Source organism: Nocardioides sp. NPDC000445 (assembly GCF_040300245.1).
GTDB lineage: Bacteria > Actinomycetota > Actinomycetes > Propionibacteriales > Nocardioidaceae > Nocardioides.
Window position 1 is genome coordinate 67642 of sequence record NZ_JBEPDH010000006.1, and the last position, 26000, is coordinate 93641.

At 68.7% G+C, this 26000-nt stretch carries 28 protein-coding genes; 17 read left to right on the forward strand and 11 right to left on the reverse strand.

Annotated elements, in window-relative coordinates; translation table 11 throughout:
* Positions 1-154 precede the first annotated feature (154 nt).
* The 5 genes from ABT304_RS09695 to tkt all read right to left on the reverse strand — a co-directional run bounded on the left by ABT304_RS09695 (position 155) and on the right by tkt (position 7095).
* Positions 155-1339 (reverse strand): endonuclease, encoded by a 1185-nt coding sequence (locus ABT304_RS09695; RefSeq protein ID WP_350714770.1) that lies wholly within the window; start codon positions 1337-1339, stop codon positions 155-157.
* A 148-nt stretch (positions 1340-1487) separates the two neighbouring features.
* On the reverse strand, positions 1488-2228 hold the full coding sequence (gene pgl / locus ABT304_RS09700; RefSeq protein ID WP_160022601.1) for a 6-phosphogluconolactonase: 741 nt from the start codon (positions 2226-2228) through the stop codon (positions 1488-1490).
* Positions 2225-3877: a glucose-6-phosphate isomerase gene (gene pgi / locus ABT304_RS09705; RefSeq protein ID WP_350714772.1), complete on the reverse strand. Its 1653-nt coding sequence runs from the start codon at positions 3875-3877 to the stop codon at positions 2225-2227. Before pgi ends, pgl begins: the two co-directional genes overlap by 4 nt.
* The gene (tal, locus tag ABT304_RS09710) at positions 3877-4980 is read right to left on the reverse strand and encodes a transaldolase (protein WP_350714773.1); all 1104 of its coding nucleotides are present in this window, start codon (positions 4978-4980) and stop codon (positions 3877-3879) included. The genes pgi and tal overlap by 1 nt, the downstream gene beginning before the upstream one ends.
* A 3-nt stretch (positions 4981-4983) precedes the next feature.
* A complete protein-coding gene (gene tkt / locus ABT304_RS09715; protein WP_350714775.1) occupies positions 4984-7095 on the reverse strand; it encodes a transketolase in 2112 nt (703 codons plus the stop codon).
* A 170-nt stretch (positions 7096-7265) separates the two neighbouring features.
* Here tkt and ABT304_RS09720 point away from each other — a divergent pair, with 170 nt between their 5' ends.
* Both ABT304_RS09720 and ABT304_RS09725 read left to right on the forward strand, forming a co-directional pair.
* Positions 7266-8204 carry a heme o synthase gene (locus ABT304_RS09720; protein WP_160022609.1) on the forward strand — a complete coding sequence of 313 codons (939 nt, stop codon included), beginning with the start codon at positions 7266-7268 and terminating at the stop codon, positions 8202-8204.
* 53 nt (positions 8205-8257) lie between these two features.
* Entirely contained in the window at positions 8258-9127 is an 870-nt protein-coding gene (locus ABT304_RS09725; protein WP_350714777.1) for a GNAT family N-acetyltransferase, read from the forward strand.
* Between the two features lie 21 nt (positions 9128-9148).
* Here the strand turns inward: ABT304_RS09725 and ABT304_RS09730 are convergent, their stop codons facing one another.
* Genes ABT304_RS09730 through ABT304_RS09740 form a run of 3 tightly spaced genes read right to left on the reverse strand, consistent with a single transcriptional unit; the run spans position 9149 to position 11791 of the window.
* The gene (locus ABT304_RS09730) at positions 9149-10048 is read right to left on the reverse strand and encodes a COX15/CtaA family protein (protein ID WP_350714779.1); all 900 of its coding nucleotides are present in this window, start codon (positions 10046-10048) and stop codon (positions 9149-9151) included.
* Positions 10045-10836: an ABC transporter permease gene (locus ABT304_RS09735; RefSeq protein ID WP_350714781.1), complete on the reverse strand. Its 792-nt coding sequence runs from the start codon at positions 10834-10836 to the stop codon at positions 10045-10047. The genes ABT304_RS09730 and ABT304_RS09735 overlap by 4 nt, the downstream gene beginning before the upstream one ends.
* Positions 10829-11791 (reverse strand): ABC transporter ATP-binding protein, encoded by a 963-nt coding sequence (locus ABT304_RS09740; protein ID WP_502890306.1) that lies wholly within the window; start codon positions 11789-11791, stop codon positions 10829-10831. The genes ABT304_RS09735 and ABT304_RS09740 overlap by 8 nt, the downstream gene beginning before the upstream one ends.
* Positions 11792-12038: 247 nt before the next feature.
* Between ABT304_RS09740 and ABT304_RS09745 the strand changes: the two genes are divergently transcribed.
* The 3 genes from ABT304_RS09745 (at position 12039) to ABT304_RS09755 (ending at position 14596) form a co-directional block, all read left to right on the forward strand.
* Entirely contained in the window at positions 12039-12680 is a 642-nt protein-coding gene (locus ABT304_RS09745; RefSeq protein WP_350714783.1) for a glyoxalase, read from the forward strand.
* The gene (locus ABT304_RS09750; protein WP_350714785.1) at positions 12646-13116 is read left to right on the forward strand and encodes a PPOX class F420-dependent oxidoreductase; all 471 of its coding nucleotides are present in this window, start codon (positions 12646-12648) and stop codon (positions 13114-13116) included. Before ABT304_RS09745 ends, ABT304_RS09750 begins: the two co-directional genes overlap by 35 nt.
* Positions 13117-13396: 280 nt before the next feature.
* Positions 13397-14596, forward strand: coding sequence for an RtcB family protein (locus tag ABT304_RS09755; protein ID WP_502890307.1), 1200 nt, complete (start codon positions 13397-13399; stop codon positions 14594-14596).
* 218 nt (positions 14597-14814) lie between these two features.
* Here ABT304_RS09755 and ABT304_RS09760 read toward each other — a convergent pair whose 3' ends face one another.
* Positions 14815-15300, reverse strand: coding sequence for a GNAT family N-acetyltransferase (locus ABT304_RS09760; RefSeq protein WP_350714787.1), 486 nt, complete (start codon positions 15298-15300; stop codon positions 14815-14817).
* A gap of 57 nt (positions 15301-15357) precedes the next feature.
* Positions 15358-15954, reverse strand: coding sequence for a methyltransferase domain-containing protein (locus ABT304_RS09765; RefSeq protein WP_350714789.1), 597 nt, complete (start codon positions 15952-15954; stop codon positions 15358-15360).
* A gap of 104 nt (positions 15955-16058) precedes the next feature.
* On the opposite strand from ABT304_RS09765, the gene ABT304_RS09770 reads away from it, so the two are divergent.
* The 12 genes from ABT304_RS09770 (at position 16059) to ABT304_RS09825 (ending at position 25581) form a co-directional block, all read left to right on the forward strand.
* The gene (locus tag ABT304_RS09770) at positions 16059-16442 is read left to right on the forward strand and encodes a hypothetical protein (protein WP_160022623.1); all 384 of its coding nucleotides are present in this window, start codon (positions 16059-16061) and stop codon (positions 16440-16442) included.
* Positions 16443-16625: 183 nt separating this feature from the next.
* Positions 16626-17201, forward strand: coding sequence for a hypothetical protein (locus ABT304_RS09775; protein ID WP_350714791.1), 576 nt, complete (start codon positions 16626-16628; stop codon positions 17199-17201).
* Positions 17202-17300: 99 nt separating this feature from the next.
* Positions 17301-17879 (forward strand): Uma2 family endonuclease, encoded by a 579-nt coding sequence (locus tag ABT304_RS09780; RefSeq protein ID WP_350714793.1) that lies wholly within the window; start codon positions 17301-17303, stop codon positions 17877-17879.
* A gap of 107 nt (positions 17880-17986) precedes the next feature.
* Positions 17987-18718, forward strand: a complete 732-nt coding sequence (locus tag ABT304_RS09785) for a helix-turn-helix transcriptional regulator (protein WP_160022625.1) — start codon at positions 17987-17989, stop codon at positions 18716-18718.
* A complete protein-coding gene (sufB, locus tag ABT304_RS09790) occupies positions 18715-20133 on the forward strand; it encodes a Fe-S cluster assembly protein SufB (protein WP_160022627.1) in 1419 nt (472 codons plus the stop codon). Before ABT304_RS09785 ends, sufB begins: the two co-directional genes overlap by 4 nt.
* Positions 20133-21317 (forward strand): Fe-S cluster assembly protein SufD, encoded by a 1185-nt coding sequence (gene sufD, locus ABT304_RS09795; protein ID WP_350714794.1) that lies wholly within the window; start codon positions 20133-20135, stop codon positions 21315-21317. Before sufB ends, sufD begins: the two co-directional genes overlap by 1 nt.
* A complete protein-coding gene (gene sufC, locus ABT304_RS09800) occupies positions 21314-22072 on the forward strand; it encodes a Fe-S cluster assembly ATPase SufC (protein WP_160022631.1) in 759 nt (252 codons plus the stop codon). Before sufD ends, sufC begins: the two co-directional genes overlap by 4 nt.
* Before the next feature lies 1 nt (position 22073).
* Positions 22074-23327 carry a cysteine desulfurase gene (locus ABT304_RS09805; RefSeq protein WP_350714796.1) on the forward strand — a complete coding sequence of 418 codons (1254 nt, stop codon included), beginning with the start codon at positions 22074-22076 and terminating at the stop codon, positions 23325-23327.
* Positions 23327-23779 (forward strand): Fe-S cluster assembly sulfur transfer protein SufU, encoded by a 453-nt coding sequence (gene sufU, locus ABT304_RS09810; protein WP_160022635.1) that lies wholly within the window; start codon positions 23327-23329, stop codon positions 23777-23779. The genes ABT304_RS09805 and sufU overlap by 1 nt, the downstream gene beginning before the upstream one ends.
* Before the next feature lie 140 nt (positions 23780-23919).
* The gene (locus ABT304_RS09815; protein WP_160028798.1) at positions 23920-24255 is read left to right on the forward strand and encodes a metal-sulfur cluster assembly factor; all 336 of its coding nucleotides are present in this window, start codon (positions 23920-23922) and stop codon (positions 24253-24255) included.
* Positions 24256-24401: 146 nt separating this feature from the next.
* Positions 24402-24806, forward strand: a complete 405-nt coding sequence (locus ABT304_RS09820) for a nuclear transport factor 2 family protein (RefSeq protein ID WP_350714798.1) — start codon at positions 24402-24404, stop codon at positions 24804-24806.
* Positions 24807-24849: 43 nt separating this feature from the next.
* On the forward strand, positions 24850-25581 hold the full coding sequence (locus ABT304_RS09825; RefSeq protein ID WP_350714800.1) for a helix-turn-helix transcriptional regulator: 732 nt from the start codon (positions 24850-24852) through the stop codon (positions 25579-25581).
* Positions 25582-25647: 66 nt separating this feature from the next.
* Here the strand turns inward: ABT304_RS09825 and ABT304_RS09830 are convergent, their stop codons facing one another.
* Complete coding sequence (locus tag ABT304_RS09830) at positions 25648-25989, reverse strand: WhiB family transcriptional regulator (protein WP_350714802.1); 342 nt, start codon at positions 25987-25989, stop codon at positions 25648-25650.
* Positions 25990-26000 lie beyond the last annotated feature (11 nt).

Sequence of the window (26000 nt, forward strand, 5' to 3'; positions counted from 1 at the left end):
GCAGTCCCCGGATCCCGCCAGCGGTCCTCGGCGGCCTGTGGAAAAGCCTGTGGACAGTATGGGGCTGACGCGCCGGCTCGGGGCGTTCGAGCGGGGCTGACGCGCCGGGTCGGCGCCTCTGCGTGGGACAGATGCGCCGACTCGGCGGGGAGGGTCAGCAGGTGGCGCCGAAGATGGACTCGGCGTACTCCGGGTGGTCGATGAAGGGGTTTCGGTTGCGCTGGTAGGTCGAGTAGATGGTGTTGTTGCGGGTGCGCTCGGCCGCGGTGACGGGGTCGGCGGTGTGCCAGCTGAGCAGTACGCAGACCTTGCCGAGGTAGTTGGTCGAGCCGTTGATGGAGTTGTTGACCTCCAGGTCGGCGAAGCCGTCGTCGCCGTTGTAGCGCACGGCCATGTAGAGGATGCCGCGGGCGAGGTCGCCCTTGACGCTGTCGCGTGGCTCGAAGGAGTCGGAGTCGGTCCAGCAGTCGCTGCACTCCGAGACTGCCGAGCCGCCCAGGTCGAAGTCCTTGCTGCCACGGGTGGAGTTGACGGTGACGTCCTCGGGACGCAGGTGGTGTACGTCGGTGCCGGGGCCGTTGCTGGTGCCGAAGTCCCCGTGGCTCTGCGGCCAGGTGTGCTCGCGGTTCCAGTTGTTGGCGTCTCCGCCGTTGTTGGTCTTCGGTGTGGAGACCCCGGAGTAGAACTCGATGACGTTCGCGGAGTTGTTCGGGTCCTGGTCGAGGACCTTCAGTGCCTCCCAGACCGCGCTGTAGGACAGCGTGGTGTGGCCGTCGATGATGTTGTGCAGCGCCGACTTAAGCGCCGAGCCGGACAGGCCGGCGGCCGAGTCGTAGTAGCCCGCCGGGATGTTCGGGTCCGCGGTCGGGGTGGCCGTCGGGGTCGGAGTCGGGGTCGGCGTGGAGCCCGCGAACGCGAAGGAGGTGGCGTTCTTGTGGCCGGGATGGGAGAAGTACGCCGTCAGGGTGCCGGTCACGTCGATCTGACGCCCCTTGAGACCCGGGTTGGACCGGAGGCCCCATGCGCTGCGGAACGCCTCGGGGATCTGCACGTAGAGCATCTTGGACGTGCTGGTCTCCGAGGCCGAGTCAGCGATCGCGAGAGCGTAGTCGCTGGGGTAGTTGCTGGTCACGACCGTGCTGGTCGCTGTGGGCTGGCCGACGATGTAGCCGCGTACGGTGGCCGTCGAGCCGTTCTGGGTGGCGATCGCCGTGGTGACGTTGATCGTGGCCGCCTGGGCCGGGGCGGTCGTGATCACGACCGCCATGAAGCTCGCCAGGGCGAGGGCAACGAGGCTGGCCAGGGTCAGGCCGAGCCGCCGAGAGGCGCTGAGGGACATGTTCGGATGGTGGCAGTCGGCAGGTGCCCGCGGAACCCGCTGCGGGAAAGATTTACCTGCAGTTAGCAACCTGGGTAACGGAGTTCCCGAGACATTTGCGCCGACTCGGCGCTCCTGGGTGGGACAGTCGCGCCGAGTCGGGAGGGGGTCAGAGCTTGGACGCGGCCGCTCGGTCCAGGAACCAGGTCGTCTCGGTGGTGCCGGTGACGCCGGTGGCGGGGATCTCGGTGATCGGAGCGCCGGCATGTGCCTTGGCCACCGCTTCGGCCTTGCCCTCGCCGCTGACCAGGAACCAGACGGTCGTGGACCGGCGCAGCGCCTCGAAGGTGAAGGTGATCCGCTCGGGCGGGGGCTTGGGGGAGCCGGTGACGCCGACGGCGATCGCGTCCTTCGCCTCGAGCTGCGGGAAGCCGGGGAAGAGGGAGGCGATGTGACCGTCGGGGCCGACGCCGAGCATCAGGATGTCGAAGCCGCCGGAGCCGTGGCTGCGTACGTCCTCGGAGAACCGTGCCGCGGCCTCGTCGACGCTCAGGCCGGAGTCGGTGGCGGGCATCTCGTGGATGCGGTGGTCCGGGACGCCGACCTCGGTCAGGAAGGCGGCGCGGGCCTGACCGGCGTTGCGGTCGGGGGAGTCGGCGGCGACGTAGCGCTCGTCGCCGAAGAAGAACTCGACCGCGCCCCAGTCGACACCCGACTCGGGTGCGAGGCGGGCGATCTCGCGGTGGATCGCCTCGGCGATCGTGCCACCGGTGAGGCCGATGGTGGGAACGTCGCCGGCCGCCTGCAGGTCGGCGAGGCGGCTGAGGAACTCTCCGGCGACCGCCGAGGCCAGGGCCTCAGCGCTGTCGTGGACCTCGATGAGTGACTCGGGATGACCGTCGCTGGTCACGTGCGCTTCTCTCTGTAGTAGGCGATGAGGGATTGGGTGGAGGTGTCCTGCTGCCTGGCGGTGTCCGCGTCACCGGAGACCGCCGGGCTGATCTGGACGGCGAGCTGCTTGCCGAGCTCGACGCCCCACTGGTCAAAGGAGTCGATGCCCCACACCACGCCCTGGGTGAAGGTGATGTGCTCGTAGAGGGCGATCAGCTGGCCCAGTACGCCGGGGGTCAGCGCGGGCGCCATGATCGAGGTGGTCGGCCGGTTGCCGGAGAAGACCCGCGCGTTGACGATGTTCTCCGCGGTGCCCTCGGCGCGCACCTGCTCGGCGGTCTTGCCGAAGGCGAGCGCCTGGGTCTGGGCGAAGAAGTTGGCCAGGAACAGCTCGTGCACGTCGATGTCGCCGTCCGCGAGCGGATAGGCCGGGTTGGCGAAGGCGATGAAGTCGGCCGGGATCACCCGGGTGCCCTGGTGGATCAGCTGGTAGAACGCGTGCTGTCCGTTGGTGCCGGGCTCGCCCCAGAACACCTCGCCGGTGTCGGTGGTGACCGCGGTGCCGTCCCAGCGCACCGACTTGCCGTTGGACTCCATCGTCAGCTGCTGAAGGTACGCAGGGAACCGGTGCAGCAGCTGGGAGTAGGGCAGCACGGCATGGGTCTGAGCGTCGAGGAAGTTGACGTACCAGACGTTCAGGAGACCCATCAGCGCCGGCACGTTCTGCGCGAGCGGCGTCTTCGCGAAGTGCTCGTCGATCGCGTGGAACCCGCCGAGGAACTCGGCGAAACCCTCCGGCCCGATGGCGATCGCCAGGGAGGTGCCGATCGCGGAGTCGACCGAGTAGCGGCCGCCGACCCAGTCCCAGAAGCCGAAGGCGTTCTCCGGGTCGATCCCGAAGGCCGCGACCTTGTCCAGCGCCGTGGAGACGGCCACGAAGTGCTTCGCGACGGCCTCGGCGGCGTCCACGTCGTCACCGAGCGAGTCGAGCAGCCAGGTGCGGGCGAGGCGGGCGTTGGTCAGCGTCTCCAGCGTCGAGAAGGTCTTCGAGGAGACGACGAACAGCGTGGTGGCGGGGTCGAGCCCCTTCAGCTTCTGGCCGGCGTCGGTGGGATCGATGTTGGAGATGAACCGGCACTCGATCTCCGGGTGACGGAACGGCTCGAGCGCTTCGTACGCCATCACCGGGCCGAGGTCGGAGCCGCCGATGCCGATGTTGACCACGGTGCGGATCCGCTCACCGGTGACGCCCTTCCACTCACCGGAGCGGACCCGGTCGGCGAAGGCGTACATCTTCGCCAGGGTCTCGTGGACGGCGGGCACGACGTCGGTGCCGTCGACCTCGAGGGAGGCGTCGGCGGGAAGGCGCAGGGCGGTGTGGAGCACCGCCCGGTCCTCGGTGACGTTGATGTGCTCGCCCGCGAGCATCGCGTCCCTCCGTGCCTCCAGGCCGACCTGCTCGGCGAGCGCCAGCAGAGCGGCCAGGAGGTCGTCGGTGAGGAGGTTCTTGGAGAGGTCGACATGGAGGTCGGCCGCTTGATAAGTGAAGCGTGAGGCCCGGCCGGGATCATCGGCGAACCACGAGCGCAGGTCAGGTGTGATACCGGCTCGCAGCTCGGTGAGTGCCTTCCAGGCGTCCGTCGTCGTCGCGTCGACCGGGCCGCCCACTACTTGACCGCCTCGATCTGTCCCTGCACGGTGTCGACGAGCTCGGTCCAGGAGACCTTGAACTTGTCCACGCCCTCGGTCTCCAGCACCAGGAAGACGTCATCGAGGTCGACTCCGACCGAGCGCAGCGACTCGAAGACGGTGGCCGCCTCGGCGCCCTTGCCGGTGACGACATCGCCCCTGACCTCGCCGTGGTCGGCGAAGGCTTCCATGGTCTTCTCCGGCATGGTGTTGACCGTGTCGGCGACGACCAGGTCGGTGACGTAGAGGGTGTCGGGGTAGGCCGGGTTCTTGACCCCGGTCGAGGCCCACAGGGGGCGCTGGGCGTTGGCGCCCGCAGCGGCCAGGGCGGTCCAGCGCTCGCTGGCGTGGACCTCCTCGAAGGCGGCGTAGGCGGCGATCGCGTTGGCGACCGCGGCCATGCCGAGCAGCGCGCTGGCCTCGGGGGTGCCGATCGCCTCGAGCCGCTTGTCGATCTCGGTGTCGACGCGGGAGACGAAGAACGATGCCACGCTGCGGATCGTGGACAGGTCCTTGCCGGCCGCCTTGGCCTGCTCCAGACCGGTCAGGTAGGCGTCCATCACGGCCCGGTAGCGCTCGACCGAGAAGATCAGGGTCACGTTGACCGAGATGCCCTCGGCGATCGCGGCGGTGATCGCCGGGAGCCCCTCCAGGGTCGCCGGGATCTTGATCAGCGCGTTGGGGCGGTCGACCGCGGCCCACAGCGCCTTCGCGGAGGCGATGGTCGCCTCGGTGTCGTTGGCCAGGGTGGGCTCGACCTCGATGGAGACCCGGCCGTCGTCCTTGGTGGACTCGGCGACCGGCGCGAGGATGTCGCAGGCGTTGCGTACGTCCTCGGTGGTGAGGCCGAAGATGACCTCGTCGACGTTCTTGCCGTCGGCCACCAGCGAGCGCAGCTGCTCGTCGTAGCGCTCACCCTTGGCGATCGCGGCCGCGAAGATGGTCGGGTTGGTGGTCACGCCGACGACGGACTTCTCCTTGACGAGTTCGGCGAGGTTGCCGGTCTCGATCCGCTCGCGGGAGAGGTCGTCGAGCCAGATGGATACGCCGGCCTCGGCCAGCGCCTTGAGACGGTCAGACATATTTCATGCTCCCTTGTTGATGGCGGCGAGGCTCTCCTTGGCGGCCGTGACGACCGCCTCGGGGGTGAAGCCGTACTCCTTGAACAGCAGCGCACCGGACGCCGAGGCGCCGAAGTGCTCGAGCGAGACGATCCGGCCGGCGTCGCCGACGTACTCCCGCCAGCCCTGCTTCACGCCGGCCTCGACGCTGACGCGCGCCTTGACGTTGGGCGGGATCACCGAGTCGCGGTAGTCCTGCTCCTGGGCCTCGAACCACTCCAGGCAGGGCAGCGAGACGACGCGGGCACCGATTCCTTCCTTCGCCAGCTCCTCACGGGCGGCGACGGCGTACTGCACCTCGGAGCCGGTGCCGAGCAGGACGACGTCGACGGTGCCGGTGGGGGAGTCGAGGAGTACGTAGCCACCCTTGGCCACACCCTCGGTGGTCGCGTAGCCGTCCTTGCCGCGGGGGAAGGTCGGCAGCGCCTGACGGGTCAGGATGAGCGCCGAAGGGCGGTCGTGGTGCTTGAGCACCTCGAGCCAGGCGGCGGCGGTCTCGTTGGCGTCTGCGGGACGGACCACGTCGAGGCCCGGGATCGCCCGGACCGCGGCGAGGTGCTCGACCGGCTGGTGAGTCGGGCCGTCCTCGCCCAGACCGACGGAGTCGTGGGTCCAGACGTGGATCACCGGCAGCTTGGACAGCGCCCCGACGCGTACGGCACCGCGCATGTAGTCGGAGAACTGGAAGAACGTGCCGCCGAAGGCCTTGGTGGGCGAGTGGGCCACGATGCCGTTGAGGATCGCGCCCATGGCGTGCTCGCGGATGCCGAAGTGGAGCACGCGGCCGGCGTAGGGGTCGCCCTTCCACTCGTGGGTGGAGCGGTCCTCGGGGACGAAGCTGGGCGCACCGGAGATGGTGGTGTTGTTGGAGCCGGCGAGGTCGGCCGAGCCGCCCCACAGCTCGGGCAGCACCGGCGCCAGCGCGTTGATCACCTTGCCGGAGGCGGCACGGGTGGCGATGCCCTTGGCGTCGGCCTCGAAGAACGGCAGCGCGTCGGCGATGTCGGCGGGAAGCTCGCCGGCCTGCATCCGCTCGAGCAGCTTGGCGCCCTCCGGGTTGGCCTCGGCCCAGGCGGCCTCCTCGGCGCGCCAGGCCTGCTCGGCCTTCTCGCCGCGCTCGATGAGCTTGCGGGTGTGGGCGAGCACCTCGGGGTCGACGTCGAAGGACTTCGCCGGGTCGAAGCCCAGGATCTCCTTGGTCGCGGCGACCTCCTCGGCGCCGAGCGCCGAACCGTGGGCCGCCTCGGTGTTCTGCGCGTTCGGGGCGGGCCAGGCGATGACCGTGCGCAGCACGATCAGCGAAGGCTGGTCGGTGACCTCGCCGGCGGCGTTGATCGCGTCGAACAGCGCCGGGACGTCCTCGGTGTAGCCGGTGCCGTCGTGGGTCCAGTCGACCTCCTGGACGTGCCAGCCGTAGGCCCGGTAGCGAGCCGCGACGTCCTCGGTGAACGCGACGTTGGTGTCACCCTCGATCGAGATCCGGTTGGCGTCGTAGATCATCGTGAGGTTGCCGAGCTTCTGGGTGCCGGCGATCGAGCTCGCCTCGCTGCTGACGCCCTCCTGCAGGTCGCCGTCGCCGGCCAGGACGTACGTCTTGTGGTCGAAGGGGCTCGGCTGGTCGACCGGGGTGTCCGGGTCGAGCAGGCCGCGCAGCCGGCGCTGGGCCATCGCGATGCCGACGGCGTTGGCGACGCCCTGGCCGAGCGGGCCGGTGGTCACCTCCACGCCGCGGGTGTGGCCGCGCTCGGGGTGGCCCGGGGTCAGCGAGCCCCAGGTGCGCAGGCTCTCCAGGTCGCCGAGCTCGAGACCGAAGCCGCCGAGGTAGAGCTGGATGTAGAGGGTGACGCTCGAGTGGCCGACGGAGAGCACGAACCGGTCACGGCCGAGCCAGTCGGTGTCGGCCGGGTTGTGCTTCATCACCTTCTGGAAGAGCAGATAGGCAGCAGGGGCCAGGCTCATCGCGGTGCCAGGGTGGCCGTTGCCGACCTTCTGCACGGAGTCCATGGCGAGAACGCGGACGGTGTCCACGGCCTTGCTGTCCAGATCGGTCCACTCGAGTACAGGTTTGGTGCTCACGAGGTGCCTTTTCAAATCGGAGAGTCCACTTGGGAAGTTCTTGGGCTGGCCGTGGGGGGCTGCCGAATCCGAGCCTACTCACGCCCCGGGTTAGACTGCGAGCCGCATGCTGTGAACTGCCTGTATGAGCCGCATGTGAAGCCTCAACCCGATCGAGAAGGATCTTCTCAGTGACGCACGTCGAACAGCCGGTCCCCGACCTCGACCAGCGTAGCGACCGCGCGTCAATGCGCGATGTCATCTCGGCGTACGTCTCCCTGACGAAGCCACGCGTGATCGAGCTGCTGCTGCTCACCACCGTGCCGGTGATGTTCTTCGCCGCCCAGGGTGTGCCGGGCGTCGGCCTGGTCGCGGCCACGGTAGTCGGCGGGATCTTCTCGGCCGGCTCGGCCTCGGTCTTCAACTGCGTCTACGACCGTGACATCGACGAGCAGATGAGGCGTACGCGACGCCGGGCCCTGCCGCGGCACGTGGTCACCCCCCGGGCGGCGCTGATCTTCGGGTCGGTCCTCGCGGTGCTGTCGGTGGTTGTCCTCGGCCTCTTCGTCAACTGGCTCTCGGCCGGGCTGTCGGTGGCCGCCAACGCGTTCTACGTCTTCGTCTACACGATGCTGCTCAAGCGGCGCACCACGCAGAACATCGTCTGGGGCGGCATCGCGGGCTGCTTCCCGACCCTGATCGGCTGGACCGCGGTCACCAACTCGGTGAACTGGGAGCCGCTGATCCTGTTCATGGTCGTCTTCTTCTGGACCCCGCCGCACACCTGGGCCCTGGCGCTCCGCTACCGCGAGGACTACGCCCAGGTCGACGTGCCGATGCTGCCGGTGGTCAAGTCCGCCCGCTACGTGGGCGCTCAGATCGTGGCGTACTCCTGGGTCATGGTCGCCACCTCGCTGCTGCTGTGGCCCCTCGCCTCCACCGGCTGGCTCTACCCGGTCGCAGCGATCGGTCTCGGCGCCGTCTTCCTCGTCCAGGCCCACCAGCTGCACGCGCGAGCCAAGGGCACCGAGGACCTCACCAAGATCCGCCCGATGCAGCTCTTCCACTCGAGCAACCTCTACCTGAGCCTGCTCTTCGTCGCCCTCGCGGTCGACCCGCTCCTGCGCTGAGACCCCGCCCGCCGAGCTGAACGACGCGTCGCGCGGCTCGATAGGGTTCCGGCGTGGAGATCCGGTCGATGCAGCCCGAGGACGTCCCGCTGGCGGAGCGGCTGAGCGCGGAGGCGTTCTACGAGCTCGACGTACGGATCCGGCGGCCGCACGAGACCGAACCTGAGAAGCGGTCCCCCGAGCAGGCGGAGAAGTGGAACCGGCGTACGCAACGGTTCCTGGACACCGACCCGGAGGGGTGCGTCGTCGCGGTCGACGAGCACGGACTCGCCGGTTTCGCGACCTCGATCCGCCGCGACGACGCGGTGTGGGCGCTGGCGACCTATGCCGTACGTCCGGGGCTGCAGGGGCAGGGAGTCGGCAAGCGCATCCTCGCCCTGGCCGCCCGGCACGGGGCGGACTGCCCGCGGTGGATGCTGTCCGCGAGCGATGACCCGAAGGCGGTCCGGCGCTACCGGCTGGCAGGCTTCGACCTGCACCCGCAGATGGTCCTGTGGGGCCAGGTCGACCGTTCAGCCCTGCCGGCCGTCGGCGGACTGCGGCAGGGTTCGCTCGACGACGTCGGGCTCCTCGACCGCATCGACCGGATGGCCCGCGGCGCGGGCCACGGTCCCGATCACGAGACGCTGGCGTCGATGGGCACGTTGGTTGTCGACACCGCGGGTCGTGGGTATGCCTATGCCGGCACCAGCGGCCCCGCGCTGCTCGCCGCCCTCGACGAGGAGACCGCGGTCCGGCTGCTGTGGGAGTGCCTGGCGCGCGCCACGGGCGAGCGGGCCGTCGTCGGCCATGTCACCGCCGCCAACCAGTGGGCAACGGACGTCGGGCTCGCCTGTCGCCTGAGCCTCGGCACCGACGGCTACCTGGGGGTTCGCGGGATGGCTCCGCCCGCGACGTACATCCACAACGGGGCACTGCTCTGACGGGAGCCGACCACGTCGGGGCTAGGCGTGGGCGCGGACCGAGCAGACGACGCGGGCGAGGCCGGCGGAGATGAGGGCCGCGCCGAGCATGTGGAAGCCGACCAGGAGGACGGGAAGGTCGGTGAGGTACTGCACCCAGCCGATCAGGCCCTGGGCGAGCTCGATGGCCAGCAGGACGAGCGTTACCTGACGGACGTACGCGTGCTTGCGGCCGAGCCACAGCGTCACCAGGGTCGCGGCGATGAGCGCGTAGACGGCGTAGGCGTGGATGTGGGACATCAGGGCCGGGTCGAGGCCGGTGCGGCGGGACTCGAGGTCGCCGGAGTGCGGGCCGGAGCCGGTCACGACCGTGCCGAGCCAGAGGGAGAGCCAGCCGACGACGAAGGTGACCAGAGCGGCGATGCGTACGTTGCGCGGCGCGGCCTCACGCTCCGGGGAGCGGAGGTCGTCGAGCAGCCACACGCACAGGCCGACCATCGCCATCGAGGCGAGCAGGTGGAGCGCGACGACGTAGGGGTTGAGCTCGGAGAGGACGGTGATGCCACCGATGACACCCTGCAGCGGGACACCGAGGGCGATGACGATCGCCAGGGTGCGGATGGTGCCGCGGCGGTTCCAGACGGCGATGACGACGGTGATGGCGATCGCGGCCAGGACGTAGGTCAGCAGCCGGTTGCCGAACTCGATGACGCCGTTGATCCCGAGCGCCTCGTGAGCCACGTAGGACTCCTCGGTGCACTTGGGCCAGGTGGGGCAGCCGAGGCCGGAGCCGGTCAGCCGGACCACGGCGCCGGTCACCACGATCCCGATGTTGGCGACGAGGTTGGCGATGGCCAGACCGAAAGCATGCGCGCGGAGCCAGCCGAGGACCTTGTCCTTGGCCGAGGGGCCGGGGTCGGTGGAGGGTTCGGTGGTGGTCATTCCCACTTGAAGGTCCTAGCTGTGAGGGTCGAGCCGAGGAGGGCCCAGACGAGGAGCACCCCGAGGTCCCGCCAGGCCGGGACGCCGTCGAGGAAGGCGGTGCGTACGGCCTCTCCGAGCGCGCCCGAGGGGAGCCAGCGGGCGACGTCGCCGTAGGCGCCGTAGGCCGTCAGCGGCAGCACGACGGCACCGCCGGCCAGGAGGAGCAGGTAGATGAGGTTGGCGGCGGCCAGCGTCGCCTCGGCCCGCAGCACGCCGGCGACGAAGAGCCCGAGCGAGGCGAAGGCCAGCGTGCCCATCGCGATGGCGAGGAAGAAGGCGAGGACGGTGCCGAACCCCGCGGCAGGGGTCCAGCCGAGGATCTGGCCGACGGCGCCGATGACGAAGAGCTGGACGAGCTGTACGCAGCCGAGCGCGAGCACCTTTCCGGCGAGCAGGCCGGTCCGGGGGAGTGGCGAGGCGCCGAGGCGCTTGATCACGCCGTAGCGCCGCTCGAAGCCGGTCGCGATCGCGAGGCTGGTGAAGCTCGTCGACATGATGGCCAGCGCAAGGACCCCGGGGGTCAGGATGTCGACCAGCGGGCGGTCGGTGCCGAGGTCGAGGTCGATCGCGTTGCCGGCCGTGACGCCACCGACGAGCACCATCACCGGGATCACGACGGCCAGCAGGAGCTGCTCGCCGTTGCGGAGCATCAGCTTGGCTTCCATCAGCGCCTGGGCGACCACCTGCTGGGTGATCGGCGCACCGCCGGGCTTGGGGGTGAAGGTCCCCGTGGCGACCTCAGACATGCTCGATCCCCTCGGTGAGGTGAAGGCCGCCGGTGAGATCGAGGAAGACGTCCTCGAGGCTCCTGCGACCCAGGGTCAGCGACTCCGGGAGGACGTCGTTCTCCTCGCACCAGCGGCTCACCTTGGCGAGCGTGGTCGGGTCGGCCTTGCCGGTGACCCGCATCGAGCGCTCGTCGAGCAGCGTGACCTCGGTGTCCTCGCCGAGCGCCTTGCGCAGCGACTCGCGGGAACCTGGCGGGAACGGCTTGGTCACGACCAGTCTCACGGTGGCGGTCGCGCCACCCCTGGTGAGCTCGAGCGGAGTGCCCGAGGCGATCATCCGGCCGCGGTCGATGATGTGCACCTGGTCGGCCAGCTCCTCGGCCTCCTCCAGGTAGTGCGTCGTCAGCACGACGGTGACGCCGTCCTGCCTGAGCTCGCGCAGCAGCTCCCAGGTCGTACGCCGCCCCTGCGGGTCCATCCCCGCCGTCGGCTCGTCCACGAACACCAGCTCCGGACGGCCCACCAGCGCCATCGCCAGCCCGAGCCGCTGCTGCTGCCCGCCCGAGAGTCGCCGGTAGGGGGTGCGGCCGCACTCGCCCAGGCCGAGCCGTTCTGCCAGGTAGTCGACGTCGAGCGGATGCGCGTGCAGCCGGGCGATGTGCTTGAGCATCTCCATGGCGCGTACGCCGCTCCAAGCGCCCTGCCCCTGCAGCATCACCCCGATCCGGGGGAGCAGCTGCCTGCGGTCGGCGATCGGGTCGAGCCCGAGGACGCGAACCGTCCCCTGCTGGGGCTTCCGGTAGCCCTCGCAGGTCTCCAGGGTCGTCGTCTTGCCGGCACCGTTGGGCCCGAGCACGGCCGTGATCGATCCCTCCGCGACGCTCAGCGTGAGTCCGTCGACGGCCGTCTTGTCGCCATAGGTCATGCGCAGGTCGCGTACCTCGACAGCAGGCCTGGCGACGGAAGAGTCCACGGCGGCAGTCTAAGAAGGCGTACGCCACCGGCCCAATCGCCTAGGTGCGATCCCATGGATTCTTAGGTGCCTGTCAGGACGTTGGCCGCCCAACTCCCACCGAAGGACGGCCAACGCGGGGATGAGACGCCATGCCCCCAGACCTATGACGCGGTGTCTCAGACACAATTTCTGCTCAGGAGATCAACAAGCGAGGCGGTCAGGAATCGAGAAGCCCGCAAGGCCCCGCGATTCCTAAGGTCGAGACATGTTCACACTTCAGACCATCGCCCTCGACGCTGCAGATCCCACGGACGCCCAGGCGTTCTACGAGAAGGCCTTCGGGCTCACCGACCAGATCTCCGTACGCCAGGGCCCGGGCACCGGCACCGGCCGGCCGTTCACGATCTCCCTGGTCGTCGGCCAGCCCTCGACGGTCGACAGCCTCGTCGACTCCGCGCTCGCGGCCGGCGCCACTTCTCTCAAGCCGGTCGAGAAGTCGTTCTGGGGCTACGGCGGCATCGTCCAGGCCCCCGACGGCTCGATCTGGAAGATCGCCACCTCGGCGAAGAAGGACAACGGCCCCGCCACCCGCGAGATCGACGACATCGTCCTGCTCCTCGGTGTCGCCGACGTCAAGGCGACCAAGCGGTTCTACGCCGAGCGAGGGCTCGGCGTGAAGCGGAGCTTCGGCGGCAAGTACGCCGAGTTCGAGGCCGCTCCCGGTGCCGTCCAGCTCGCGATCTATCCCCGGCGCGCCCTGGAGAAGGAGACCGGTGTCGCGGTCGATCCGGACGCTGCGTACGGGATCGTCCTGGGTGGCGGCAGCGAGGCCTTCACCGACCCGGACGGGTTCACCTGGCAGGCTGGGGACCATGGCACGCACGATCGCGACGAACACGACCGTTGATCTCGAGGGGCTCCTGGAGTTCGTACGTCCCCGCCACCAGATGATCCTGGTGACCAGCAGAGCCGACGGGTCCCCGCAGCTCTCGCCGGTCACCGGTGGCGTCGACGACGACGGGCGCATCGTGATCGCGACCTACCCCGAGCGGGCCAAGACCCGCAACGCCCGCAGTCGCCCGCAGGTCAGCGTCATGGTTCTCTCGGATGAGTGGAACGGCGCCTGGGTCCAGGTCGACGGCGACGCCGAGGTGCTCGACGCGACCGCGGGCGAGGAGGCCCTGGACGCCTTCGTCACCTACTTCCGCAACATCTCCGGCGAGCACTCCGACTGGGACGAGTACCGCCAGGCGATGGTCGACCAGGGCAAGTCCCTCCTCCGGATCACCCCGAAGCGCTGGGGCCCGGTCGCCACCGGCGGCTTCCCCGCCCGCCTCGCGTAAACCAGTGGCACCAGACGTACGCCGCTGACTACCGTTTCCGGCACAGCAACACAGACGAGGAGATGAGCATGCGCAGGTCGGTCGAGATCCGCTCCGCCGCCGGGAACACCGGTCTGGCGAGCGAAGCCTGCCTGCGCTCCGACCTCCGCTCGGACCGCATCGGCCAGGAGCCGCCGACGCGCTGAGCATCAGCGCCGACCTGAAAGGGCCGCTCCCGCCGCAAGAACCCGGCCGGAGCGGCCCTTTCGCATGCCCCGGCCCTGTCGAAGGAGAGAAAGAGATGACGAACGAGTTCCCGATCGCCCTGGCCGGTGCCAAGGCCGAGACCCTGATGTGGGCACGCCCGCACGAGATCGAGCACGCCGCCCAGGACCAGCTGCGCAACATCTCCAGGCTGCCCTGGGTGCACGGCGTACGTGTCATGCCGGACGTGCATCTCGGCAAGGGCGCCACGGTCGGCTCCGTGGTCGCGATGAAGGACGCCGTCTCGCCGAGCGCGGTCGGCGTCGACATCGGCTGCGGGATGATGGCGGTCAAGACCTCCGTCACGACCAGCGACCTGCCCGACGACCTCGGCCCGCTGCGCTCGGCGATCGAGGAGGCGGTCCCGGTCGGGTTCCAGGCGAACGACGGCCAGGCCGGCGTCGTCCGCAAGGACCTGAAGCTGAAGGTCGCCTTCGACAAGCTCTTCGGCGGCTTCGAGGAGCTGCGGGCGCCGAAGCTCGGCGACCGGCACAAGCGGGCGGTCGCGCAGTGCGGCTCGCTCGGCGGTGGAAATCACTTCATCGAGGTGACCGCCGACGACGACGGCGTGATCTGGCTGATGCTGCACTCCGGCAGCCGCAACATCGGCAAGGAGATCGCCGAGCGGCACATCTACGCAGCCAAGGGGCTCGAGCACAACCTCGGCCTGCCCGACCGCGACCTGGCGGTCTTCCTGGCCGGCACCGCGGAGATGGACGCCTACCTGCACGACCTCTACTGGGCCCAGGACTACGCCAAGCTCAACCGGCGGATCATGATGGCTACGGTCAAGAGCGTCTTCGCGCGCTTCTTCCCCGAGGTCGTGTGGGGACGGGAGGTCAACGCTCACCACAACTACGTCGCCCGGGAGACGTACGACGGCGCGGACCTGATCGTCACCCGGAAGGGCGCGATCTCGGCCAAGTCCGACGAGTACGGGCTGATCCCGGGATCGATGGGCACCGGTTCGTACGTCGTGCGCGGGCTCGGCAACGAGGCGTCCTACTGCTCCGCCTCGCACGGCGCGGGTCGGAAGATGTCGCGCACGAAGGCGAAGAAGACCTTCAGCGTCGCCGACCTCGCCGCGCAGACCGAGGGAGTCGAGTGCCGCAAGGACGCAGGTGTCGTCGACGAGATCCCCGGTGCGTACAAGTCCCTGGAGAGCGTCATCGAGGCACAGACGGATCTGGTCTCCGTGGAGGCTCGGCTGCGCACGCTGCTCTGTGTGAAGGGCTGAGGCAGCAACAGGAAGTGGTCGATTTGGGCCCGAAGGCGACCCTGCCGAGCCCGAATCGACCACTTGCTCGACTTTGCCCTGAGCGGCGGTCGCCTGGTGGCACATCACTGTCCTGCTGCTTGCCCTCATCGCGTCAACTCGCACCTGGTCTACACCGAACTACCGGCCTGGCTCTGGCGGCTCTGGCGGCTCTGGCGGCGGCTGGGCTGCGGTGAGGCTCATCGGACCATGCGGAGCTCGACCAGGTCGAAGCGGTCGTCGCGCACCTCGACGCCGTCCGGTGCGAAGCCGTTGCGGGTGTAGAACCGCATCGCCCGGTCGTTGCCCTTCGCGACGTAGAGCTGGGCCGGGGTGCCGAGCGGGATGGCGGCGTCGAGGAGCGCCTGGCCGATGCCGGTGCCGTGCTGGTCGGCGAGTACGTAGAGGGCCCCGAGTTGTAGGTGACGGGCGTCGTCGATGTCGTGCTGGCGCCACGACGGCAGCGCGGTCACGAAGCCGACGATCCGGTCGTCGACGACCGCGACCAGGGTCGGGTTCGAGGTGGCCAGGAGACCGTGCCAGCGGCTCACCCGCGCGTCGAGAGTGTCCGTCTCCCAGTGTGCGGCGGGAAGCAGGCCGGCGTAGGTCTCCACCCACGAGGTGTGGTGGACGTACGCCACGCCCTCGGCGTCATCGAGCCGGATCGGTCGCAGGTCGAAGTCCATGAGTGGCAACGTACGCGGCGTGGGCTCGCTGTCGCATCCGGGTTTCTGCTGGCGGGCTCAGCGGCGCTGCCAGATCCCGAGGCGGTGGCTCCACGGCATCCGTGGGTTCAGTCGGCGCGGCTCGGAGACGTGGACCAGGTCGAAGTCCGGGCCGAGCGCGCGGCTCATGTCCTCAGGGACGTATGTCCACGGCGGGCCCGCCTCCGTCCTCGGACGGTCGATCGGGAAGACTCCCGAGGCGACCCGCCCGCCGGGGCGTACGACCGCGCGGGCGAGGTCGCCGACGCGGCCGCGCCAGTCGGGCGGCAGCGCGCAGAAGAAGGTGTGGTCCCACATGAGGTCGACCGGCCCGCCGGTCGCGGCCAGGACGACGTCGGCATCGAGAGCGTCGCCGACCGCGTAGGTGACGTCCGGGTAGTGCTCCGCCGCGTAGGCGGCCGCCGTGGGGGAGAGGTCGACGACCGTCGTACGCCATCCGGCAGCCGCCAACCCTGCCGCATCGTGCCCGCGGCCGGCGCCGGGCGCGAAGGCGGTGCCGGGCTCGCCGAAGAGCGCCGCGTTCTCCTCGATGTAGGCCAGGGGAGCGCCGAGGTCCCAGCCGGTCGTGCCGCGGACGTAGGCGGTATCCCAGTCGGTGGGGTCGTTGACCGTCATGGCCACAGTCTCCCGGGCCGGCGCGACAGGTGGGAGAGCAGGGCGCATGACGAGTCCTCGTTCCCCGGTTCCGCGGGCCGTCGCGGACGGGTACGCTTTCGAACATGAGATCGACTGGCGGCGCGTCCCGACGCGACGTACCGCTGCCGTTTGACGTCGTTCCGGGTGCTCTGCCCACGCCCGCGCGGCGGGCACCTGCGCCGGCACCTCAGGACGAGACGCTGGTCCACCGTCTTGTCGGCGCCCACCTCACCTCGCGAGGCCTCCCGCCCGGCTCCGACCTCGTGATCAACCCCCGCCGACCCAAGCGCGGTGAGGTGGCGGTCGTACGCTCCGGCGGCCGTATCCGGGTCGGCATCTTCGACCTCGAACGCGGTCGCACGGTCCTGCGCTCCGACCGCGGCACCCGCTGGCTACCGCCCGACGCCGTCTACGTCGGCGTCGCCGCCCTCGCCTCCCCGACCCTTGACGGGATGCCGACGGGCTGATCGCGCCAGTCGGCCGGGAGGTGACGACTCAGTCCGCCCTCCGTCCGGCCATCGGTTCGCGCGCGATCATCAGTCCCCGGCAATGGGCCACCACGTGTCCACAGGCGTCGCTCGTGACGGGGTTATCCACAGGTCGGAAGAACGGCATTGCCTGGGCGTGCATCGATGCCGAGGGTGTCGTTCATGGGATATCAGACTGACTTCATCGGATACCTGCAGGTGCTACCTGAACTGAACGAGAGTGAGCGGACGCTGATCGACAGGATCTCGGGTTCGATATTCGTCGACCGCCATGTCACCGGGCTTAGGCGTGACGACGATTGGGAAGCCGCGCAGTTGGAACTCCTTGAGCGGGGGCCACGCGGCTGGTCGAACTGGACGGCCTGCCCGACCGGCTGCTGTCTCAGCTACGACGGTGGAGACAAGGCCAATCACATGATTTCGTGGCTGAAGTTCCTCATGTCGACGTTCTTGGTCTACGGCGCCGAGGTGCAGGGCCGCGCAGGGTTCGAGGCGTTCACCTGCGACCACGTCATCAATGGCATGGTCGTCGGATCGCGCCGCGACAACCGTGAGCTCTACGCGATCACCGTTCGCGACAACGACGTCGAGGTGGAGATGCTCTGGCCGGGCGTCAAGGATTGGAGCACCTACCCTCCGCTTGCCTATCAAGAGCAGATAGACGAGTTCCGGGCCTGGGTCGTCGACCAGCCGAAGGTGGACCTGCCGGACGACCTGCGCAGCGGGCGCGGGTGGTGAGGATCTACGGAGGCGCTGGTCGTGCGCTCATTCCCTCGGCGTCGTGATCAAGGCATCATGGGGGGAGTTGATCGTGATCACGCGAGGCGGGGAGGTGCCATGTCATCGGCTGAGGCTGAGCTGTCCATTGCGGGCATGCGCCGGAAGCGGATGTCGCTGGAGGAGTGGCGGGCCCTCCCGGAGGACCTGCATGCGGAGTGGGTCAACGGCTGGGCGGTGTGGCCGGTGAGCCCGCCGACGTTCGGCCACGGCAAGGGTCAGTTCCAGTTGTCGGTGCTGCTCGCCACCGCACTCCCAGGACTGATCGGCGCGACCGAGTCGTTCACAAGCATGCCCGGCAACCGGATCAGGCTTCCCGACGTAGCCTTGGTCGCGAATGAGCCTGACGGCGACACGATCATCGACCCGCCCGTGCTCGTGGCCGAGGTGCTCTCGCCGAGCACGCAGGGTCAGGACCTGGTCACGAAAGCCCACGAATACGCCGGCGCAGGAGTCGAGCACTACTGGATCCTCGACCCGATGCAGCGACGGCTGGAGGTCTTCGACCTGGTCGACGGTGGCTGGGTCTCGCAGGCCGTACTCGACCACGAGCATCCGACCGGCACCATGACCGTCGGTGAGCACGGGTCGGTCGAGGTCGACGTACGAACGTTGTTGCCGGGCCGCAGCGAGGGCTGACTCGAAAGAGTCGTGGGTGTGGGGTTGGACACGTCGCTCCCTGCTGTCCGCGCAAGTAAGGGTTGCCTTCGTTGAATGCGCTGGGGGAATAACGTCACAATGGTGTTGTGAAATTCGACGAGAGCACTCTGCAGCCTGCAGAGACCAGCGAGGAGAGCACCCGCCAGCGGGTCGCTCGGTCGCTGCTCGTCGACGGCCCGCAGACCGCTGCGACGCTGGCCAAGCGGCTCGATCTCACCCCGGCCGCGGTCAGGCGCCATCTGGACGCGCTGGCCGAGGAGGAGGCGGTGGAGCAGCGTCAGCCGCGCACCGCGTCCACGCGTGGGCGGGGCCGCCCGGCCAAGCTCTTCGCGCTCACCGACCAGGGTAGGGACGGCTTCGAGAAGAAGTACGACGACCTGGCGGTCGAGGCGCTGCGGTTCCTCTCCGAGGTGGCGGGCGAAGAGGCCGTGCGGGAATTCGCGGAGCGCCGCGCGGCGTTCATCAAGCAGGGGCTGGACCGGATCGCCGCCGGCGAGACGGATCTCAGCCCCGCGCAGGTGCTTGCGAATGTGTTCACGGCCAACGGCTATGCGGCCTCCGTCAGGGAGCTGCCGCTGATCAACGGCCATGACGCAGGTGAGCAGCTGTGCCAGCAGCACTGCCCGGTCGCCCACGTCGCCCAGGAGTTCCCCGAGCTCTGCGAGGCGGAGACAGAGGCGATCGCGAAGCTGCTCGGCACCCACGTACAACGCTTGGCCACCATCGCCCACGGCGACGGAGTCTGCACGACGCACATCCCTCCTGGATCCTCCGGTCCCGGCGAAGTTTCGAAGAAGAAGGAGCAGGTCACGACATGACCTCCATCGAGGAGCTCAACCCCGAGCTGAAGGGCATCGGCAAGTACGAGTTCGGCTGGTCCGACTCGGACGTCGCCGGTGCTGCGGCACAGCGCGGTCTCAACGACGCCATCGTCCGCGACATCTCCGGCAAGAAGTCTGAGCCGCAGTGGATGCTCGACCTGCGCCTGAAGGGCCTCAAGCTCTTCGGCCGCAAGCCGATGCCCACCTGGGGCTCCGACCTCTCGGACATCGACTTCGACAACATCAAGTACTTCGTGCGCTCGTCGGAGAAGCAGGCCACCTCGTGGGAGGACCTGCCCGAGGACATCAAGAACACCTACGACCGGCTCGGCATCCCGGAGGCGGAGAAGCAGCGCCTGGTCGCCGGTGTCGCCGCGCAGTACGAGTCGGAGGTCGTCTACCACTCGATCCGCGAGGACCTCGAGGCCCAGGGCGTGCTCTTCCTCGACACCGACACCGCGCTCAAGGAGCACCCGGAGATCTTCCAGGAGTACTTCGGCACGGTGATCCCGGTCGGCGACAACAAGTTCGCCGCGCTGAACACCGCCGTGTGGTCGGGTGGCTCCTTCATCTACGTGCCCAAGGGCGTCCACGTCGACATCCCGCTGCAGGCCTACTTCCGGATCAACACCGAGAACATGGGCCAGTTCGAGCGCACCCTGATCATCGCCGACGAGGGCTCCTACGTTCACTACGTCGAGGGCTGCACCGCGCCGATCTACCAGTCCGACTCGCTGCACTCCGCGGTCGTCGAGATCATCGTGAAGAAGAACGCCCGCGTTCGCTACACGACCATCCAGAACTGGTCGAACAACGTCTACAACCTGGTCACCAAGCGCGCCACCTGCGAGGAGGGCGCGACCATGGAGTGGGTCGACGGCAACATCGGCTCCAAGGTGACCATGAAGTACCCGGCGGTCTACCTGATGGGTGAGCACGCCAAGGGCGAGACGCTCTCCATCGCCTTCGCCGGCGAGGGCCAGCACCAGGACGCGGGCGCCAAGATGGTGCACGCCGCCCCGAACACCTCCTCGTCGATCCTGTCGAAGAGCGTTGCGCGTGGCGGTGGCCGCACCTCCTACCGCGGCCTGATCCAGATCAACGAGGGCGCGCACGGCTCGAAGTCCAACGTGCTCTGCGACGCGCTCCTGGTCGACCAGATCTCGCGTTCGGACACCTACCCCTACGTCGACATCCGCGAGGACGACGTCTCGATGGGTCACGAGGCCTCGGTCTCGAAGGTCTCCGACGACCAGCTGTTCTACCTGATGTCCCGCGGCATGGCCGAGGACGAGGCGATGGCGATGATCGTGCGAGGCTTCGTCGAGCCGATCGCCAAGGAGCTCCCGATGGAGTACGCCCTCGAGCTCAACCGCCTGATCGAACTGCAGATGGAAGGAGCGGTCGGCTGATGACCGCAGCTGTGCAGGAGGCCCTGGAGCTCGACAAGGTCGAGTCCCACCTCCACCCGGAAGGCTCTTTCGACGTCGGGGCGCACGAGGTGCCGAAGGGTCGCGAGGAGATCTGGCGGTTCACCCCGCTCAAGCGCCTCAAGGGCATCCACGACGCCGCCCCGTTCGCCGACGGTGCGACCAAGGTGGAGGTCGAGGCGGCCACGGGCGTGACCGTCGAGACCGTCGCGGCCGACGATGACGTACGCGGCAGCTCGGGCCTGGTCCCGACCGACCGTGTCTCGGCGCGGGCCTGGGCGGCCAGCACCGGCGCGACCGTCGTGCGGATCCCGACCGACACCGTCGTCGAGGGCGCGACCGTGATCCGCCACCACGGCACCGGCTCGGAGACCGCCGGCGCCGGTCACGCGGTGATCGTGGCGGAGAAGTTCGCCAAGGCGACCGTCGTGCTGGTCTTCGAGGGCTCTGCCGTCGTCGCCGACAACATCGAGATCGTCGTCGAGGACGGCGCCGACCTCACCGTCGTCTCCGTCCAGGACTGGGCCGACGACGCCGTCCACCTCTCCACCCAGCACGCCAAGGTCGGCCGCGACGCCAACCTCAAGCACGTCTCGGTGAGCTTCGGCGGCGACGTGGTGCGTCACGACTTCTCGGCGGAGTACTCCGGCCCCGGCGGCTCCGTGGAGTCGCTCGGCCTCTACTTCGCCGACGCCGGTCAGCACATCGAGCACCGTCTCTTCGTCGACCACACCGCCCCGAAGACCAAGTCCAACGTGATCTACAAGGGCGCGCTGCAGGGCGAGAAGGCCCACGCGGTCTGGATCGGCAACGTGCTGATCCGCAAGGAGGCCGAGGGCATCGAGACGTACGAGGAGAACCGCAACCTCATCCTCACCGACGGTGCCTGGGCCGACTCCGTGCCCAACCTGGAGATCGAGACCGGCGAGATCGAGGGCGCGGGTCACGCGTCGGCGATCGGCCGGTTCGACGACGAGCAGCTCTTCTACCTGCAGAGCCGCGGCATCTCCGAGACCGAGGCGAAGCGCCTGGTCGTGCACGGCTTCTTCAACGACCTGATCCGTCAGATCGGTGTCCCCGAGCTCGAGGAGAAGCTGACCGGCACGGTCGAGGCCGAGCTCGCCAAGAACATCAACACCCTTATCGAGAAGGACGCAACCGCATGAGCACGCTTGAGATCAAGGACCTCACGGTCTCGGTGAACACCGAGGACGGTGCCAAGGAGATCCTCAAGGGCGTGACCCTGACGATCAACTCCGGCGAGACCCACGCGATCATGGGCCCCAACGGCTCGGGCAAGTCGACGCTTGCCTACTCGATCGCCGGCCACCCGAAGTACACCATCACCGGCGGCACCGTCACCCTCGACGGTGAGGACGTCCTGGAGATGTCGGTCGACGAGCGCGCCAAGGCCGGGCTGTTCCTGGCGATGCAGTACCCCGTCGAGGTTCCCGGCGTGAGCGTGGCCAACTTCCTCCGCACCGCGAAGACGGCGCTGGACGGCGAGGCCCCCAAGCTGCGTACGTGGGTCAAGGATGTCAACGGTGCGATGAACAAGATGCACCTGGACCCGACCTTCTCGCAGCGGTCGGTCAACGAGGGCTTCTCCGGTGGCGAGAAGAAGCGCCACGAGATCGCCCAGCTCGACATCCTCGACCCGGCCGTCGCGCTGCTCGACGAGATCGACTCCGGCCTCGACATCGACGCGCTCAAGGTCGTCTCCGAGGGGATCAACGACTTCCGCGCCCGCGACGGCAAGTCGGTCCTGCTGATCACCCACTACACCCGCATCCTGCGCTACATCAAGCCTGACCACGTGCACGTCTTCGTGGCCGGCCGGATCGCGGAGTCGGGTGGCCCGGACCTGGCCGAGGAGCTGGAGGCCAACGGCTACGAGAAGTACGTCGCGGCAGGGGTCTGACATGAAGGGTCTGCTGCCCGACCTGGATCTGGTCCGCAAGGACTTCCCGATCCTGGAGCGCACCTTCGACGGCGGCGAGACCCCGCTGGTCTACCTCGACAGCGCCAACACCTCGCAGAAGCCGCAGATCGTGATCGACACCATGGTCGATCACCTGGAGCGGCACAACGCCAACATCGCTCGGGCGATGCACCACCTGGGTGCCGAGGCGACCGAGGCGTTCGAGGGGGCGCGCGACACCGTCGCGCGCTTCCTCGGCGCGCCCGAGCGCGACGAGGTGATCTTCACCAAGAACGCCTCCGAGGCGCTCAACCTGGTCGCCAACACCGTGCCGCTGGCCGCCGGCGACGTGGTCGTGACCACCGAGATGGAGCACCACTCCAACATCGTTCCGTGGCAGCTCGCCACGCAGCGCGCGGGTGCGACGTTGAAGTGGTTCGGACTCACCGACTCCGGTGAGCTCGACCTGTCGAACATCGACGAGCTGATCACGCCGGCGACCAAGATCGTCGCGCTGACCTGGGTCTCCAACATGCTCGGCACGATCAACCCGATCGCCGAGATCGCCCGGAAGGCCCACGAGGTCGGTGCGCTGGTCGTCGTCGACGCCGCGCAGGCCGCCCCGGTGCTGCCGATCGACCTGGCCGGCATGGCCGAGGCGGAGCGTCCCGACTTCCTCGCCTTCACCGGCCACAAGGTCGTCGGCCCGACCGGCATCGGCGTCCTGTGGGGCCGGCGTGCCGCGCTCGAGGCGCTGCCGCCGTTCCTCGGTGGCGGCGAGATGATCGCGACGGTGACGATGGAGAAGTCGACCTACGCGCCGATCCCGCACAAGTTCGAGGCCGGCACCCCGCCGATCGCCGAGGCCGTGGGTCTCGGTGCGGCGCTGGAATACCTCATGCACGTCGGGATGGAGAACGTCCACGCCCATGAGCAGGCGATCACGGCCTACGCGCTGGAGCGTCTCGCCACCGTCCCGGGTGTGACCGTGCTCGGCCCGGCCGACGCCGCCAAGCGCGGCGGCGCGATCGCCTTCGAGCTCGACGGCGTGCACCCGCACGACGTGGCCCAGGTGCTCGACTCCAAGGGCGTCGCCATCCGCGCCGGCCACCACTGCGCCAAGCCCGCCCACCAGCGGTTCGGCGTCCAGGCCTCCAACCGGATGTCCTCCTACCTCTACACCACGCCCGCCGAGATCGACGCGCTGGTCGAGGGGTTGGAATACGTACGCACGTTCTTCAAGTTGGACAAGTGATGACTGCCGCGAACCTCGAGAGCATGTACCAGGAGATCATCCTGGACCACTACAAGAACCCGCACGGGAAGGGTCTTCGCGACCCCTTCGAGGCGGAGGTTCACCACGTCAACCCGACCTGCGGTGACGAGATCACCCTGCGGCTCCACGTCGACGGCGGCAAGATCGAGGACATCTCCTACGACGCCCTCGGCTGCTCGATCTCGCAGGCCTCGGCCTCCGTGCTCAACGACCTGGTCGTGGGCAAGACGGTGGACGAGGCGATGGTGATCCACGAGGAGTTCCTGCGGCTGATGCAGGGCAAGGGCCAGGTGGAGCCCGACGAGGACATTCTGGAGGACGGCATCGCCTTCGCCGGCGTCGCCAAGTTCCCCGCCCGGATCAAGTGCGCGCTGCTGTCGTGGATGGCCTGGAAAGACGCCGCCGCGAAGACTGTCGCCGAGGAGAACTGATGACTGAGACCGACCACACTGAGCACGATCACGCGGGTCACGACCATGCGGGTCATGACCACTCCGGCCATGACCACTCCGGCCATGACCACTCCGGCCACGGGCATGGGCACGGTCACGAGGCGCCCGAGTGGCAGGGGATGCGTACGTCCACGGTCGAGGGTGCGAGCCTGAAGATCGAGGACGTCGAGGAGGCGATGAAGGATGTCGTCGACCCCGAGCTCGGCATCAACGTCGTCGACCTGGGCCTGATCTACGGTCTGCACATCGAGGACCATTCCAACGTGGTCATCGACATGACGCTGACCTCGGCGGCCTGCCCGCTGACCGACGTCATCCAGGACCAGACCTCGCAGGCCTTGGAGGGCATGGTCAACGACGTGCACATCAACTGGGTCTGGATGCCGCCGTGGGGCCCGGACAAGATCACCCCCGACGGCCGCGAGATGCTGCGCGCTCTCGGGTTCAACGTCTGATCTCTTCCTCGAAGGTGTCACGGGCGGGCGGTCGCGAGTCAGCGGCCGCCCGCCCGAGCATCTGACGGGGTGTTGGTGCGCTTGCGGCGCGATCGCTTCGGGAACACCGACATACCGTTGTCGCGTCATCGTCCGAGAGTGGACACATGACTGACAACACGAACCCCACGATCACGCCCGGTTCGGCTGCCCGACATGCGCTCGACCTATGGCTGACGATGTGGAACACCGACGGTGACATCGCACGAGAGATCTGCGCGGACGACTTCCGGATCCACTTCGCCGTGACCGAGCCCGACGGGTCGACACCTGCGGACGACATCCGCACCTCGGAAGACTTCGCGCGATACCTCGACTGGTGGCACGAGCAGAACCCGGGTGTCGTGTTCACGAACATCGCCGATGCCATCGACGGCGACCACGGCCGGCTGCTCTGGGATGTCGACGCGAACGGTCAGCAGGCAGGCGGCGTGGACGTCTTCGACTTCGATGGCGACGGTCGGGTCCACCGCGTCTGGTCCGTGGGCGGCCAGAGGAGCATGCGGAGCTGATGCATCCCACCCGACTCCGCCGGCTGCCGGGAGAATAGGAAGTATGAAGCGAGCCGAGCGACAATATGCCCTGGTCGACCTGCTTCGCGGAGCGCGGCGTCCCTGGTCCGCCGCTCGGCTCGCTCACGAGTTCGGTGTGTCCTCACGGACGATCGAACGCGATATCGGGTCACTCCAGCAGGCCGGGGTCCCCATCTACGCGGACCACGGTGCCGCGGGCGGATACTCGATCCTCCGTGAGTACTCGCTGCCGCCGCTGAACCTTTCCGCTGCCGAGTCGGTGGCGGTGCTCGCCGGTCTCGCGCTGCTCGAGTCCTCGCCGTACCAAGGTGCTGCTCGCCGCGCACGCGCCAAGATCGCTGCCGTCATGGACGAGGCGCATCGCGCGCCCGTGCAGGATCTGCTCGGAACGATGCACGTCATCGACGCAGTCCCTCCCACGGAGGGCTCCGTGCCGCTCGGGATACTCTCCGACGCGATCGCCGCACGCCGCGTGGTGCGACTCACCTACGTGGGCGAGAATGCCGACGGAGCCCCGGACCTCTCCAGCACGACCGTCCGTGAGGTCGAGACCATGGGTCTGCTCCGCGCCGCTGACACGTGGCTGCTCACCGGGTGGTGCCGACTCCGTGATGCGATCCGTGGGTTCCGTATCGAGCGGATCATCCGACTGGAGATCCTCGACGAGGTCCCGTCGCGGCGCGACCCGGCGCTGCTCGAGGCGGATCTCGCACAGTGGCCGACGACGCGGCCCCTCTTGTCCGGACCGGAGTAGTCCGTGAGGCCGCTGTGCCATGGGAGTCCTGAGGTCACTGGGTGACCTCAGGACTCCCACGTCATCTCAGGCGACGCGGCGGGCGCGCGCGATCGCTTCCTGGCTGCGCTTGTAGGGCTTTCGTCCGGGGGTTCTGGGGGTGTCTCGCGGTTTGCCGTTCTCCAGGAGCACACCGCCCCAGACTCCCCACTCCCGCCGGGCGGTGCCGAGCTCGAGGCAGGTCTGCCGCATCGGGCAGTCGGCGCAGACCTGCTGCGCCTCGGCGAGCTGGGTGAGGTCCTCGGGATGAAAGAGCTCCGGGTCCTCGCCCACGCAGGCCCACTCGTCGGTCCGGGGAGTCGGGTGCTTCAGCGTCAGCTCGTAGGTCTTCGAGCTGTTGCCCTCTCCGAAGAGTGTGATGATCTCCATCTCGTTCACCT